Source organism: Nostoc sp. CALU 546 (assembly GCF_048836525.1).
Genome location: NZ_JAWJTF010000020.1, coordinates 32,812 through 47,274 on the forward strand (window position 1 = coordinate 32,812; position 14,463 = coordinate 47,274).

At 42.0% G+C, this 14,463-nt stretch carries 13 protein-coding genes; 8 read left to right on the forward strand and 5 right to left on the reverse strand.

The window, feature by feature from the left end:
- The first annotated feature begins 334 nt into the window (after window positions 1-334).
- The gene (gene lipB, locus RRG12_RS12605) at window positions 335-994 is read left to right on the forward strand and encodes a lipoyl(octanoyl) transferase LipB (RefSeq protein WP_420759514.1); all 660 of its coding nucleotides are present in this window, start codon (window positions 335-337) and stop codon (window positions 992-994) included.
- A gap of 309 nt (window positions 995-1,303) precedes the next feature.
- Window positions 1,304-1,504 carry a hypothetical protein gene (locus RRG12_RS12610; RefSeq protein ID WP_181929187.1) on the forward strand — a complete coding sequence of 67 codons (201 nt, stop codon included), beginning with the start codon at window positions 1,304-1,306 and terminating at the stop codon, window positions 1,502-1,504.
- A gap of 101 nt (window positions 1,505-1,605) precedes the next feature.
- On the opposite strand, the gene RRG12_RS12615 is transcribed toward RRG12_RS12610, so the two are convergent.
- On the reverse strand, window positions 1,606-2,370 hold the full coding sequence (locus RRG12_RS12615; protein WP_420759515.1) for an amino acid ABC transporter ATP-binding protein: 765 nt from the start codon (window positions 2,368-2,370) through the stop codon (window positions 1,606-1,608).
- Window positions 2,371-2,457: 87 nt separating this feature from the next.
- Here RRG12_RS12615 and RRG12_RS12620 point away from each other — a divergent pair, with 87 nt between their 5' ends.
- The 4 genes from RRG12_RS12620 to RRG12_RS12635 all read left to right on the forward strand — a co-directional run bounded on the left by RRG12_RS12620 (window position 2,458) and on the right by RRG12_RS12635 (window position 5,039).
- A complete protein-coding gene (locus RRG12_RS12620; RefSeq protein ID WP_420759516.1) occupies window positions 2,458-3,975 on the forward strand; it encodes an ABC transporter permease subunit in 1,518 nt (505 codons plus the stop codon).
- Between the two features lie 160 nt (window positions 3,976-4,135).
- A complete protein-coding gene (locus RRG12_RS12625; protein ID WP_420759517.1) occupies window positions 4,136-4,552 on the forward strand; it encodes a XisH family protein in 417 nt (138 codons plus the stop codon).
- Window positions 4,540-4,875 (forward strand): XisI protein, encoded by a 336-nt coding sequence (locus RRG12_RS12630; RefSeq protein WP_420759518.1) that lies wholly within the window; start codon window positions 4,540-4,542, stop codon window positions 4,873-4,875. Before RRG12_RS12625 ends, RRG12_RS12630 begins: the two co-directional genes overlap by 13 nt.
- Window positions 4,876-4,886: 11 nt before the next feature.
- Complete coding sequence (locus RRG12_RS12635) at window positions 4,887-5,039, forward strand: hypothetical protein (RefSeq protein WP_420759519.1); 153 nt, start codon at window positions 4,887-4,889, stop codon at window positions 5,037-5,039.
- Between the two features lie 60 nt (window positions 5,040-5,099).
- On the opposite strand, the gene RRG12_RS12640 is transcribed toward RRG12_RS12635, so the two are convergent.
- From RRG12_RS12640 to RRG12_RS12650, 3 genes are all read right to left on the reverse strand, one after another.
- Entirely contained in the window at window positions 5,100-6,191 is a 1,092-nt protein-coding gene (locus tag RRG12_RS12640) for a GUN4 domain-containing protein (RefSeq protein WP_420759520.1), read from the reverse strand.
- Between the two features lie 79 nt (window positions 6,192-6,270).
- Window positions 6,271-7,278, reverse strand: a complete 1,008-nt coding sequence (locus RRG12_RS12645) for a glycerate kinase (protein WP_420759521.1) — start codon at window positions 7,276-7,278, stop codon at window positions 6,271-6,273.
- 8 nt (window positions 7,279-7,286) lie between these two features.
- Window positions 7,287-7,619, reverse strand: coding sequence for a DUF565 domain-containing protein (locus tag RRG12_RS12650; RefSeq protein WP_069069137.1), 333 nt, complete (start codon window positions 7,617-7,619; stop codon window positions 7,287-7,289).
- 410 nt (window positions 7,620-8,029) lie between these two features.
- On the opposite strand from RRG12_RS12650, the gene RRG12_RS12655 reads away from it, so the two are divergent.
- Together RRG12_RS12655 and RRG12_RS12660 are read left to right on the forward strand one after the other, a co-directional pair.
- On the forward strand, window positions 8,030-8,656 hold the full coding sequence (locus RRG12_RS12655) for a hypothetical protein (protein ID WP_420759522.1): 627 nt from the start codon (window positions 8,030-8,032) through the stop codon (window positions 8,654-8,656).
- A 149-nt stretch (window positions 8,657-8,805) separates the two neighbouring features.
- A complete protein-coding gene (locus RRG12_RS12660) occupies window positions 8,806-10,716 on the forward strand; it encodes an ArnT family glycosyltransferase (protein WP_420759523.1) in 1,911 nt (636 codons plus the stop codon).
- Window positions 10,717-10,788: 72 nt separating this feature from the next.
- On the opposite strand, the gene RRG12_RS12665 is transcribed toward RRG12_RS12660, so the two are convergent.
- The gene (locus tag RRG12_RS12665) at window positions 10,789-14,136 is read right to left on the reverse strand and encodes an ATP-binding protein (RefSeq protein WP_420759524.1); all 3,348 of its coding nucleotides are present in this window, start codon (window positions 14,134-14,136) and stop codon (window positions 10,789-10,791) included.
- Between the last annotated feature and the right edge of the window lie 327 nt (window positions 14,137-14,463).

The window sequence follows — 14,463 nt, forward strand, 5'->3', positions numbered from 1 at the left end:
TGCTCCTTCTGTGTTCGGTTGAAGTTTGCTTGCTGTTGTTCAATAATACAAGTCTTTGTGGAAATTTGATTCTGTTTGAAATGCAAACTAACTTTATGAGAGTCATCAGCCAGTACATTCGTCTTTATCGTCTTGGCATGATGCTTATTGCAGAGAATTCCTCCTAAAACCTATTGAGGTTGTATATTCAAGCTAGCACTTTGTATTTTCTAATGCATATTCCCTTGACTTTCCTTTAAAATCCTTTGCAAATCTTTACATTTTTTGACTCCAATCTTCTAATTTGAAATATATTTCGTTCTTAATACAGTTGATTTTTGGCATTATCCGTAGTATGGAACCACACATAAACCGTTGTTTGCTGTATAACCAAGGATTGATGCCTTACTTAGAAGCTCATGGATGGCAGCGATCGCTCCTCACTGAGCGCATCCATGACCCCAGTCTAGATGACGTGTTAATTTTGCTAGAACATCCACCTGTTTATACTTTGGGACAAGGAAGCAACTCAGATTTTCTCAAATTTGATATTGACAAAGGTGAATATGATGTGCAACGAGTTGAACGAGGTGGCGAGGTTACTTATCATTGTCCTGGTCAACTGGTCGGGTATCCAATTTTAAATCTGCAACGTTATCGTAAAGACCTCCATTGGTACTTACGCCAACTCGAAGAAGTCATAATTCGCGTATTAGCAGTTTATGGGTTGCAGGGAGAAAGAATTCCGGCTTTTACTGGCGTTTGGTTGCAAGGGCGAAAAGTTGCGGCGATTGGGATTAAAGTCAGCCGTTGGATTACCATGCACGGCTTTGCATTAAATGTTTGTCCAGACATGACAGGCTTTGAACGCATTGTACCCTGTGGTATTTCTGATAAACCTGTAGGCAGTTTGTCCGAGTGGATTCCAGGTATCACTTGCCAAGAAGTCCGTTTTTATGTAGCGCAGTCCTTTGCTGAAGTATTTGGAGTGGAATTAGTAGAGTCGCAGCCTTAAGGATTGTTCCGGTCTGAGTAAATTCAGCTTGTAATTATGTAATAAATACTATAGCAGTCCTATTTAAATTGTGAGACACTTATGATATGAGTCCATATTTAATAGTATAAAAACAACTATTTCACTGCGGTTGTCAAAACTAAAATCTAATACCAATTCAATTAATGATTACAACACATCTTTGGGTGAAGACGCGATGAATCGCGTCTCTACAAATGGTCTATTTGTCGCATTCTTTTTTCAAATTGGTATAATTATTTACAAATATCCTATATTAACTATTTACGGCTATCAAGCACAACTTTGCGCGTGAATTACTCAAATAATTTTCAGGTATATGCCCCATCGCTAACGTCTCTGAGAGAACGTGATTGGACAGCTTTGATAGAACTATTTGATAGAGACGACGGTGATGAAATTGAAGCCGACATCAGTGGTAGTTTGTTTTGGCTAATACCTGAACCTTGTTGGGAAGATGATCCCTTTGATTTCTTACGCGAGTACCTTTAATTAGTGCTGAGTGATGAGTGAGGAGTGCTGAGTGAGGAGTTTCAAGGAAGTCTTTAATTACGAATTACGTTAGCGCAGCGGTAGCGAGTCCACGAGCGTCATTACGAATTACGAATTATTTGAAGGCGACTTAGGAAAATACGTAGGCGATCGCTTTGGGGATTAGTCAGCACTTCATAAGCTGGGCCTTGTTCTGTGACAATACCTTTATCTAAAAATATCACCTGATGGGCTACTTCTTTAGCAAACTGCATTTCATGGGTGACAACCACCATTGTCATCCCTTCTGCGGCTAATTGTTGCATTACTTGCAGAACTTCGCCGACAAGTTCGGGATCTAGGGCGCTGGTGGGTTCGTCGAATAGCATGATTTGGGGATTCATGCACAAACTACGGGCGATCGCTACTCGTTGCTTTTGTCCGCCAGAAAGTTGTTCGGGATAAGCAGAGGCTTTGTCAGATAAGCCAACCTTTTCTAAATATAATCTCGCTATTTCGGCGCTTTCTTTCGGTGTTTTACCCAAGACTTTACGCGGTGCGAGTGTCATATTTTCCAGGACGCTGAGATGAGGAAACAGGTTAAACTGCTGGAAAACCATGCCTACTTGTGTCCGTAGTTCCCGCAGTTGGTTATATTTGACGGTGGGTCGGGATAAGTTGATACCATTAATTATTAAACGCCCTTTGTCAATGGTTTCTAGCCGGTTAAAGCAGCGTAGTAGAGTACTTTTACCACAACCGGAGGAACCGATAACTGCAACGACTTCTCCCCGGTTGATTTCGCCGGTGATTCCTTTGAGGACTTTGAGGGAACCAAAGTTTTTTTCGATATTGTCAAAAATAATGGCGGGGATGGTATTGTTCATTACTTATGTCAAGCTGCTCTACAGTTGATTGTAAGGTTTTAAGTAACCGCAGAGGCGCAGAGAGCGCAGAGGGAGAGAGAAAATAATATGGCTAAATTTGGTTTTGCGCGTTGGCTGTATTTATGTGTCTTCGTAGGTTTTAGCTGTTTATTACTGATTAGCTGTGCTATAAACTCTAGCGCGGGGAAAACTCTGCGGGTTGCTACGGAACCGACGTTTCCACCTTTTGAGTTTCAAAGACAAGGTGGTGAGTTGCAGGGTTTTTCGATTGATTTGATGAATGCGATCGCACTTACAGCTAACTTTAAAGTGGATTTTCAAAGTCTGCCTTTTGATGGGATGATCTCAGCTTTGCAAGCCAAAACGGTAGATGCGGCCCTTAGTTCGATCACGATTACAGAGGAGAGGGCGAAGACGATTTCTTTTTCCCGTCCTTATTTTAAGGCTGGGTTAGCGATCGCAATTCGTGCAGACAATCAAGATATTACTGGTTTTGACAGTCTCAAAAATAAAAAAATCGCAGTCCAAATTGGCACAACTGGGGCTACAAAGGCTAAAAGTGTTCCTGGGGTGCAAATTCGCAGTTTTGATTCAGCACCTATAGCCCTGCAAGAATTATCCAATGGTAATGTGGATGCAGTAATTAATGATGCACCTGTTACTTTATATGCTATTAAAACGGGCAATCTCAAGGGAATTAAAGTAGTAGAGCAATTACTGACAGAAGAGTTTTATGGAATTGCTACGGCTAAAAATTCGCCGAATTTGGCATTGATAAATGATGGTTTGGATCGGGTGCTGAAAAATGGCACTTATGCCCAAATTTACCAAAAATGGTTTCAAATCGAACCGCCATCATTACCAGATAAATCACCATTTGAGAATCAAACTAACACTAACGCATCTAACATATTTACTTCAATTAGCGTGATTTTACAGGCTTTGCCAAGTCTATTGCAGGGTGCATTGGTAACATTGCAATTGACGATACTTTCTGTAGTGTTTGGTTTAATTGGCGGTTCGCTGATTGGTATTACACGCCTTTCTCGTATCGCACCTATGCGTTGGATGGCGAGGGCGTATGTAGATTTTTTTCGGGGAACGCCTTTGCTGGTGCAAATTTTTATGATTTACTTTGGCTTACCAGCAATTTTGCAAGAACTTGGTTTGACATTTACTTTTGATCGCCTCACTGCTGGAGTAATTGCTTTAAGTTTGAATAGCGCTGCATATATTGCCGAAGTTGTGCGTGCGGGGATTCAATCGATTGAAACAGGACAATCAGAAGCAGCACAATCATTAGGTTTGAGTTCTGTGCAAACCATGAGTTATGTCATTTTTCCCCAAGCTTTCCGGCGGATGATTCCACCGTTGGGTAATGAGTTTATCAGTTTGTTGAAAGATACTAGCTTAGTTGCAGTGATTGGGTTTGAAGAATTGTTCCGCAAAGGACAGCTAATTGTCGCTGATAACTATCGCGCTTTTGAAATTTATGCGGGTGTAGCGGTGGTTTATTTATGTTTGACGTTACTTTCTTCACAGGCATTTAGCCGTTTAGAAATGTGGATGAATCCCGTTAAACGCCAAAAGAAATACGATACATAATAATTTTCAGTAGGGTGTGTTATCCCGCAGCCTAACGCACCTGAACAGATGAGATGAAGATAGTGTGTTACTCGGTTAACTAATTTGGCATATTAAGTCCCCGGCTTGAGAAGGGAGATAATATGTAGATAGAATGCTTCACAGAGCAAACAAATATGTTATGTCAGCAAAAGATAAATTTCACGACATTGTAAAATTAGGCTTACAAAAAGATGGCTGGACTATTACAGATGACCCTTTACGTATAGAGTGGGGTTTGGTTGAATTATATATTGATTTAGGAGCAGAAAAGATTATTGCGGCTGAAAGAGAAGGGCAAAAAATCGCTGTAGAGGTTAAAAGTTTTCTTGGTCAATCAACTATTTCAGAATTTCATACTGCACTTGGACAGTTTATTAACTATCGCTTTGCACTTTCCCAAGAACAACCAGAACGTATTTTATATTTAGCGGTTCCTTCAGATACATATCAAATTTTCTTTCAGTTGCCATTTCCTCAGATGATAATTCAACAATATCAATTACGTTTGCTAATTTATGATATCGAAAATGAGGTGATTGTCAAATGGCTAACTTAGAGGAATATAGAAAGTATATTAAGCAACTATTAACATTATATAGTCAGTATGAAAAATCTGATAGTAAAGTGGAAGCACAGACTATCTTTGATACCGAACACGACCACTACCAATTAGTATATGTGGGTTGGGAAAATAAGCGGCGTGTATATGGCTGTGTATTACATTTAGATATTAAGAATGGAAAGGTTTGGATTCAGCATAATGGAACTGAAGCTAATATTGGTGATGAATTAGTTGCTTTGGGCGTTCCTAAAGAAAATATTGTTTTAGGATTTCATTCGCCTTACAAAAGACAGTTTACAGATTTTGCTGTAGGTTAATATCTGGTTGAATGACAAATATTTTTCATTTGAATCAAGTACAAGTACAAGTAGTGAGCAAATTTATCTTTGCTAATTGCTATGACACCCAAAAAGCTAGCATTGTACTACAAGCACAACAAGAAGACGTTTTTTTGCCACAGTGCCAGGTAACGGAAACATAGAAACCGCAATACTTCGTGCTAAATGACTTGTTTGTGAATCTTTACAATTTCCTGTAAGCCTTATATGTTACAGTTTATAATTCTCGATGCGAGAAAAGAGAATTCCCGACAAAACACACCCCCACCCAAGCGGCCCAGCCGAAGCCCACCCACACTCCCCAGCCCCACCAAACCCATGAAGCCGCCGGGCAAATGTCCCTGTGGAGAGGCTGTTGTGAAGGTCAAGTCATAGTACATTAGCCACTCATTCTCTTTTCGCCATCCGACGCGATCGCCAAACTTTTGGTAGTCTTGTCCAACGCTTTTCCAAATCCGCTTTTGCACACTAAACCCAAAGTGCCCATTGCTGTATTTTACCCACAGTTGGTCAATGGTGCGTAAGTCAGTGCAAGGAAAGTTATTGATAGATTCAGAATCAAGGTGGCGTTTTTGTTCTCTGCCAGTGGCTTTAAGCATAACAGCCAGAGTTTCTTGATCCGCTTCTTTCCAATTCCCTGCTTTAAGTAAATCGCGCAACCGCCTATAGTCTACACCTTTCTCAGAAAGGAGATCGTTATCGGTAGATTGCTGTTCTAGTCGCAGCTTATCGGCTTTTTCTTGTTCTCTTTGTCTTTGTAGCCTATCTGCCTCTTTTTGTTGTTGTTCTCTTCGTAGTCTTTCTGCTTCCTGTTTCTGCCTTAGTTCGTCTCTTTCCTTCTTTAGCTTCTCAGCAACCGCCCGAATTCCTCTAGCTACATCTGTCAAGGCTTCATCTTGATTGTGCCAATGCTTTGATACTACAGGTTCAGCATTCTTAGGCAAAGCTTGAAGTTTTCCAAACGGTGCGCCATTCCAATCAACACTTCGCAGAATAACTGGGATAACACAAGCCTCTCCAGCATGGTGACGTTCTATTGCCCTCTTAACTTCGACATCCCAGCAATATTTAGAAAAAAGAAAATCTGAACTGATGAGCAAAAGAATGATGTCGGCGGTTTTTAAATTATCATTAATTTGGTGATCCCACTCCTCTCCAGGTAGTATCCTGCGATCGCACCAACTTGAAATCACACCCTGCCATTCTAAGATAGCCAGGTGTTTAGCTAGTTCATCCCGTAGAGTTTCGTCTTTGTGAGAGTAAGAAAAGAAAAGCTTTAACGATTCCTCTGGCATTTTTGGTCTAAGGAGTAGGATAAATCACGCTTTAAGCAAATTATAGTGTTTTTACCTGATTTGCTTGAGAGCTAACCCCCTAAACCCGATCGCAATAAACTTCACCAAAGCTATGATCAGTATGGATCTCAATCACTAGATCAACTGCTGTTGCATCTTTTACCAACGGTTTGATGAATAATTCCGGGTGGAGCGATCGCCAAAAATAATTGACAAATTTCTCTATCTCTGCATTGCTCATCCCCGACTTACCCGCAGCAATCATCTGCTGTTCCGCTTGTTTGCGCCACTCTAAAGAACAGCGATAATCGGTGGGATATAGCACAATTAAGCTGTCTAATCGCTCCCAGAGTGGTAGATAATCTTGGAGGCGAAGATTCATATCACGGGCAAATGCTCTATCTTCATCTGTGACAATTGGCGGCGGTGCAGTATCAAATACATCTGCGTTAATTGGTCGCACACCCACAAACCAGCCTTCAAATAGTACAATATCTATGTTTGTGACGATTTCTGGATTAGTGCGATCGCCAGCACCTCCAAAAGCAGATTTATCAAAGCGCGGAACCATCACTGGACTTTGCAACTGGCGAATTTGATCTAGTACATTTAAACCTAAATCTACATCGTGGGTTCCTGGTGGCCCGCGCCAAATTAAGCGGGGATCTTGCTGTGTTAAAAGTAAGCGATCGCTGTAAGTTTTATATAAGTCATCCAAAGATAAACTCACAGTCCGATATCCCAACTGATCGAGAATCAAACTGAGAATTTTGCACGTTGTAGTTTTACCAGTACCTTGTCCTCCCAAAATTCCCTGAATCAGAGGACGTTCCAACTGTTGACGCTGCGATGCTAGTTTGATCCCCAAAGGTAGCCACAAGTCCCACAATACCTGTAACATTTCCTTGGGTTCGATTTTCAGGCTAGTTTCGCAGAATTCGTTAAAAGCTGGTAAAACAGATTTTAGTAAATGCGATCGCCTTTCGATCACTTCATCTACATTTTCCGGCGTGATCCCAAAAGCTTTAGCCCTTGACTTATCTGCTAACGCCGCTTCTCTTGCTTCCTGCTTCCCCATCTCTTTCATCCCCCATCCTACGATCCCAGCTTAAAGGCTTCGAGAAACAGGCTGTACATGAAACCAACTTTAAGGAGATTTAGTGATTCTACCAAGAGCGATCGCTTGGCGAAAAAACTCTGACTGTAAAATATCCTACTAGTAATTTCCGTCAATAGTACTAAAAAAGCAGCTACCACAATGTCTAATACACCCTGTTGTCCAGCTGTGGTGGAAACCGCGTTTCCCAGAAAAAAACCGAACAAAAAACTAATTATTAGTAACGATAGCCGCCGCCAAGGATTTAAAAACCATTGCCCCAAGCGTGTAGCAATGGCATCTAACAAGTTATTCAGACGAGTGTTTTGCATGAAAAGGACTTCTGGGGAAAAGTCAAGATATCTTGAAATATCTCTTCTATATTAAGGAGGGTATTGGTTTTAGCATAAGCTTGTTTGTTAATATTATAAATATCTACTGGGCTTCCAGTATTGATTTAAATTTGTACATATTATGGGCTGGCTCGGTATCAAATTTCATTATTTTTATCCAAGCCTACAGTGAATATACAAAGCAAATAGTGTCTGTAATCCTTGTTTGTCAAACATCAAGGAAATTATTTGATATACATATTTTGTACTCACAATGATGTTTATAATACATTTGCTTGCCTAATTTTAAGAAAGTCTATAATAAGCTACTTTCTGTGATTAGCTTTTGTGATAATAGGCTAGTATTTGGTCAAGCCTAGACAAAATATTTATTTCTAATAACTATCAATATGAAATCCTCAGTATATCGTAACGTCGGTGTTACCGCTTCTTGCTTGGGACTGCTTGTTGCTCTGGTGGGATACTTTGGAGTTAGCATATCCTTTGAGTCTACAAACCCAGATACATCTTCACAACTGCCAGATGAAACTCGAGAGTGGGAAGCAACTTCTGTTTCACCTGAAAAAAGTCTTTCCGCTAATTTATCTACTCCAGCAACTACTCCAACCAATCAGGTAGAACAAAGTAGTAAAGAGAATACTTATCCTGTCTTGGCAGAGCGTGATAAATCAGCAAGCATTGCCAAAGATCAAGGGACTTTGCGGATGAGCAATCAAACAAATCAGCCTGTACGGCTGGCTCTACTGGCGCGACAGTCGGTAGCAAAAGGAACTAGTAGTAAACAAGCTAACTATGACCTACCGGCACATTGGGATTTTGCTCCCCAAGAAGGTAGTGAGAAGGGATTGGTTCTATCCTTACCTCAGAATAATTTAAAGCTGGAGAAAGGAGATATTTTAGTTGCTTTTGCACAAGATGGTTCCCGTCGTTACTGGGGCCCTTATGTTGTCGGCGAAACTCAATTACCTAAATGGAATTCTCAAAACAGAGAATGGCAACTAGTGCTGAGTCAATAAATGCGGTAGCGGCGCGTTGCGCCAGTGCTAAGTAGTAAAAATGTTAAATTTTAAGTTTATAACTCAGTATTTAACACTTGTTTTGTTGAAGAAGAACAAAATATAGATAACCAACGACTATTGATTAGTGATTGTTGACTATTGACTAAATGAGAATGAAACTGAGTGTTAATCGCACTGTTGATCAGTGGTTCAACAAAATAGGAAAGAATCCAGCCCTTGGTTTAACTGTGTCGATTTTGTGGTTGATAGTGATTGGCTGGATAGCTTTTGGGTGGAATTTGGGCAATATTGGCTTGATTGATGAGACAGAGCCGTTGTTTGCCGAAGCTTCCCGCCAGATGTTCCTCACAGGTGATTGGATTACCCCATTTTTCAATGGTGAAACTCGTTTCGATAAACCGGCTTTAATTTACTGGTGTCAAGCGATCGCATATTACATTATTGGTGTAAATGAGTGGGCAGTACGCCTTCCCTCTGCGATCGCAGCTTTCGGCTTAGTTTGTTTGGCTTTTTACACCGTACACTGGTACTTGGGTAAACAAGACGAATTAGAACAAGTTTCACGTCCTACTCGCCGCTACTCAACATCTTTCATGGCCGCAGCGCTCATGGCGCTCAATGGCGAAACTATTATTTGGGCGAGAATCGGCGTCTCTGATATGCTGCTCACCGGATGCATGGCATCAGCTTTGTTATGTTTCTTTCTAGGGTACGCGGGGAAGGGAGGGACTGGGGACTTGGGACTGGGGACTGGGGAGAACTTTTCCCAATCTCGGAGCGAAGCGACCTCCCTATTCCCAAATAAGTGGTATTTAGCATTTTATGTACTGATTGCTGGCGCAATTTTAACTAAAGGGCCAGTGGGGATTGTTTTGCCTGGGCTAATTGTTGTCGCCTTTTTGCTGTATGTAGGAAAGTTCCTAGAGGTGTTGCGGGAAATGCGCGTCCTCGTAGGTATACTGATAATTATCGGTTTGTCAGTGCCCTGGTATGCTTTAGTAATTTGGCGCAATGGCTGGAATTTTATTAATGCCTTTTTTGGTTATCACAACCTAGAACGCTTTACAGAAGTAGTTAATGGTCACTCAGCACCTTGGTATTTTTACTTCTTGGTGGTGCTGTTGGGCTTTGCTCCATACTCCGTGTATTTACCAGCCTCTATAGTAAGACTAAAGTTTTGGCAGCGATCGCATTGGAGTTCCCAAGAACGTTTTCAGCAATTTGGTTTATTTGCGTGGTTCTGGTTTGCTGGCATCTTTAGCTTTTTCAGCATTGCTGTCACCAAACTTCCTAGCTACGTATTGCCTTTAATGCCAGCAGCAGCAATCCTGGTAGCCCTGTTATGGAGCGACCTTTTCCAAGATAAGGATACACGGCAAACAAATTCTGTTTCTTCCTCTCCCACTCCTCCTATTTCCACCTCTTTTCTGCGAGTGAGTGGTTGGGTGAATGTAATATTTTTATCAGTTCTGTCAACAGCACTGTTTAACATAACTCAGATATTAGGTAGCGATCCAGCTATAACCAACTTCCACGAACTAATTAAACAATCTGGTTTACCAGTAATCGCTGGTGTAATTTGGCTTGTTTGTGCCGTTGTAGTTGCAGGGTTACTATTGAGTCGCCGCTGGAAGTACATTATCAGTATTAACTTGCTGGGGTTTGTGGCGTTTTTGATTTTTGTTCTAACACCTGCTTCCTTCTTTATTGATCGAGAACGTCAATTACCCTTAAGGGAGTTGTCTGCCGTCATCCTAGAAGCAAAACAACCGAATGAAGAATTGATCATGCTTGGCTTCAAAAAGCCTAGTGTGGTATTTTACAGCAACATCCGCATCAATTATTTAAGATTTCCTCAAGAAGCTACAGAACACATTCAAAACCAGGCTGCAAAGGGACTACAACCTCCCTCGCTCCTGCTGTTGGCTGAACAGAAAAAGTTTTTACAAATGGACTTACAGCCAGATGATTATAAGAGTTTATCGACCAAGGGTGCTTATAACTTGGTTAGAATTCCTTTTAAGAAAAAGAAAAATGAAAAAATAGATATATCGTAATTGGGCATTGGGCATTGGGCATTGGGCATTGGGTATGGCTATTCTCCTCATCTTTCCCATTCCCCATTCCCATTAACATTTGCCGTTGTAACCATTGACAGCTAAAGTCTGATTGATCTGATTTAATAGGTCTTCCATTGAGATTGATCGCGGTAATATTTGGGTAGCGATCGCACCAACAACAGTTTCTATAGATTCCAAACCATTCTTCTTCTGCTTGTCAATAGCCTTATAAGCTACCCCAGGCTGTAAAGTTGTCTCTGGGCTATTTAATCGCTGATTAAGTACCAAAATTGGTGGTAACTTTAAAGGCGAATCTCCCAATGTTTTCAGTGCTTTGAGCACGTCTTTGTGGATAGCGGATTCTCCTAAACAAATTAGCAGTAAGTCAACGCTTTGGTGGCGAATTTGTTGTAACACTTCTGCCCAACAGGGACTCATCGCCGCTTTAAAACCTGCTGTTTGGAGGTACTGAATTAAAGCTTGGAACCATTCAGACCCCCGTTCCGCAGTTTCACTACTAATTGAGCAATTTTTTTCTGTCCGATAACCCTTCGCTGGCTTACGTCTTACCTGTGGAAAGTCACGTAGCATTGTCAAATCCACTACTAAGATGTTAGGAGGGCAGCAAATACCAGAAGCAATTTGCAGTACTGATAGTAAGGCATCGGTTTTCTCAGTGCGACTGCTGTTGTCTTTGGTAAATGGTGTTAAGTAAGGAAATACAGATAGCCCTGGGATTTTAGAAGCTATTAAGGTAGTTGCAACATCGCAAGTAACTAGTGGTATAGCCGCCAAACGCGAGTGCTGAATTAGTTGTTGCAGATAAATTTGGGCGGTGGTACTTTCGACATCTAGTAAAATGACATCAAATTGCCATACCCGCGCCAAAAGTTCTGCCTGATCTAGGTCATCTACTTCAATCACCCGGTGTTCTCGAAGTGAGGGGTGGGGATTGACTGATTCCAACTGGGGATTCACCAACCTAAGAATTCGCAGTGGGGTTTTAGTTGGGATACTTGCGCTGTTGTTTAACCCTTGCTGTGGAACTGCTTGTACAGTACATAATTTTTCTAGGACTGGTGTCAAAACCTGATGCTCTACTGGCAAACTTAAGAAACCATCGGCTCGATTAGCAAATGCTTGCTCCTTTTCGGCTCCCGTCGCGGTCACAATTACAGATATATGACGGGTTGCAGTGTCAGATTTCAGTAAAGTCAGCACATCCCAGCCTGATAGCAGGGGTAGCAACGGATTCAAAAATATCGCTATTGGTTGCAAGCGCCGAGCTTTTTCGACTGCTTCTGTCCCCGATCGCGCAATCACTACCCGATATCCTAAACCTTTGAGTTGTTCGGTCAAGTCTTCAATATATCGGGCTACTGCCTCGACTACCAAGACTAACCGTTGCGAACTAGCGGGATGATGCTGTGTGGATGTACTAACTTGCTGACGAGCTGGTGCGGGGATTTCTCGTATCTGTTGATATCGTGTTTCTTCGTCTTCTCCAATTCCCATCTCTGGTTCAGAAAAGCCTGTTTTTGGCGGACTGGGTGGCAGAAGTAGTGTAAACTGACTACCTTTTCCTTCACGCGACAAGAAACTGACATCTCCTCCGTGGAGACGAGCCAAGGCGCGAGTTAACACCAGCCCCAAACCAGTGCCTTCAAATTGGCGGGTGAGAGGATTTTCTAGTTGTTGGAATTTTTGAAAGATTAAGTGTTGCTGGTGTTCAGGAATACCAATGCCTGTATCCCAAACCGTAAAGGCAATCCATCCTTCCCAACGACTTACCCGCAGCCCAATTTCGCCAGATATTTCGGTGAATTTAAAGGCGTTGGAAAGCAGGTGTACTAGCATTTGGCGTAAGCGCAACTCATCCGCCACCATCTGATCTAAGCCTAGTTCAATGGAAAGGCAGAATTGGGGAGCAGATGAACGGGCATTTGGAGGTGGCGAGGCTGATGTAGCTTTGGTGGTTTGAGTGTGGATGGCTTTGGCTTCCGATAGGGCGCGATCGCACACAGCCCGAATTTTCACCGGAGTCAGCGTCAAATCCATTTGTCCCGTCTCCATGCGGGTCAAATCCAAAATGTCATTAACCACACTCATCAGGTGGCGTCCACTTTGATGAATCAGTCCTGCATAACGGGCTTGACGCTCGTTGAGTTCTCCTAACTGCTGATCCACAAGCAAGCGCGATAATCCTAAAACGGCAGTTAGGGGAGTCTTAAGTTCATGACTAATACAAGCTAAAAACTCATCCTTCAACCGATTTAGTTGAATTAAATCGGCATTCTTCGCTGCTAATTCTTTGCAAAGCTGCTGCTGTTCAGTGACATCAGTAGCTAAGACCAACCACAAATCAGTGCTGAGTGCAACCTCCTCTTCAGCACTCATAACTTTAAACTCAGGGCTATCTAAGGGAATTTTGGCAAACTGCCAAATTCGCTCCTGACCGTTTTGCACTTCGACAACGCAGGTACAAGTACCCACTTGACTATCCAAATAGCAACGACTGTATACAGCATCAGATGAGGCTTCTTGCTGGGTCAGTTCTTGTTCATCACCATACTCATTTTCCCTACCATTGGGATGCACCTTGACTGCTCGTTGGGTGACATATTCTGATTTTTCGGAGGAGTTAGGCACAAGTATTGCCTCCACCTGTTGCCTAACTCCTTCTGGATCTTTCAAGGTTCCTAATTGCTGCCACCAAGCGGGATTTCGTGCTATCACCTGGCCATTACCCGTTTGCAACATCAAAGGCCAAGGCAGTCTTTCCAACAACTGTACCAATGGCTGATGTCCCAAGGATTTGGGTTCATTTGGCGTCTGCCTACCAGCATCATAAGACGATCTCTGGGCGGTTGAACTTTGTAACCCAGCCATGCGTTCCTGAGCCAGCGATCGCAACAGACGTGAACTATCTAGCAGCCCCAAATATCGACCCTCAGAGTCAATCAGTGCCCAATCTAAGTTTTGGTGTTTTTCGGCTTGTGGATCACACAAATGCAAGCTTAATTGCTCTACACGCTCAGAAGCTAATATTGTCTGTATTGGCTCAATCAGACCTTGACCCCAGGTAGAGAGCGATTGGTTGAAATTTAGATTTTTATCGTCACGATGTGTTAATAATTTTGGGATTAAACGGGCAGAATACAGCAATCCTATCGGGCATTGCTGTTGATTCACTACTACCAAGCGATCGCACTGCTCTTGCTCAAAAATCTCTAACACCACTGCCAGAGAACTTGTTTGAGGGCAGCTAGGTACGGTTGCCTGAAAGTCATAAAGCGGGTAATCTAGCATTAACATAGGGCTTTGGGGGTCATTCTTCCTGTGGAACCCTCCGGCATTTCCATCTGCCAAATTTTGATGGTCTTTTCGCCTGAAGTCATATCCTCTAAGAAGACTCATATAAGCAACTCTGGTTATTTCAACGCCATTAAAACAACGGTATCTCCCCTCACGGACACTTGCTTGTGGACGAGTGCATTTTTCTAAGAGACCACGTTTCTTATTTTTAGCAACTAACCTCTCCAGTCTCTTACTGGTGTTTAAACTCCTCATCGATAGCGACAGCTAAAACAATTATGGCCCCAAAGATTCGCTTTAGAACCTTGAGGAATTATAATGATTTAGAATGCGACAATCCTTTAAGTTCGTTTAAGTATCTTATCAAGGAGCAAAATAAAAAAATCTATCTATCTATATACATAAATATGCAAATAATAAATTAGCTAC

Bases quoted from the DNA above. Each gene is read 5' to 3' on its own strand.
- RRG12_RS12615 (WP_420759515.1), bottom strand. From the start codon at position 2,370: ATGAACAATACCATCCCCGCCATTATTTTTGACAATATCGAAAAAAAC.
- RRG12_RS12645 (WP_420759521.1), bottom strand. From the start codon at position 7,278: ATGAAAGAGATGGGGAAGCAGGAAGCAAGAGAAGCGGCGTTAGCAGAT.
- RRG12_RS12665 (WP_420759524.1), bottom strand. From the start codon at position 14,136: ATGAGTCTTCTTAGAGGATATGACTTCAGGCGAAAAGACCATCAAAAT.
- RRG12_RS12625 (WP_420759517.1), top strand. From the start codon at position 4,136: ATGTCAGCAAAAGATAAATTTCACGACATTGTAAAATTAGGCTTACAA.
- RRG12_RS12640 (WP_420759520.1), bottom strand. From the start codon at position 6,191: ATGCCAGAGGAATCGTTAAAGCTTTTCTTTTCTTACTCTCACAAAGAC.
- RRG12_RS12660 (WP_420759523.1), top strand. From the start codon at position 8,806: ATGAGAATGAAACTGAGTGTTAATCGCACTGTTGATCAGTGGTTCAAC.
- lipB (WP_420759514.1), top strand. From the start codon at position 335: ATGGAACCACACATAAACCGTTGTTTGCTGTATAACCAAGGATTGATG.
- RRG12_RS12635 (WP_420759519.1), top strand. From the start codon at position 4,887: ATGACAAATATTTTTCATTTGAATCAAGTACAAGTACAAGTAGTGAGC.
- RRG12_RS12655 (WP_420759522.1), top strand. From the start codon at position 8,030: ATGAAATCCTCAGTATATCGTAACGTCGGTGTTACCGCTTCTTGCTTG.
- RRG12_RS12620 (WP_420759516.1), top strand. From the start codon at position 2,458: ATGGCTAAATTTGGTTTTGCGCGTTGGCTGTATTTATGTGTCTTCGTA.
- RRG12_RS12630 (WP_420759518.1), top strand. From the start codon at position 4,540: ATGGCTAACTTAGAGGAATATAGAAAGTATATTAAGCAACTATTAACA.
- RRG12_RS12650 (WP_069069137.1), bottom strand. From the start codon at position 7,619: ATGCAAAACACTCGTCTGAATAACTTGTTAGATGCCATTGCTACACGC.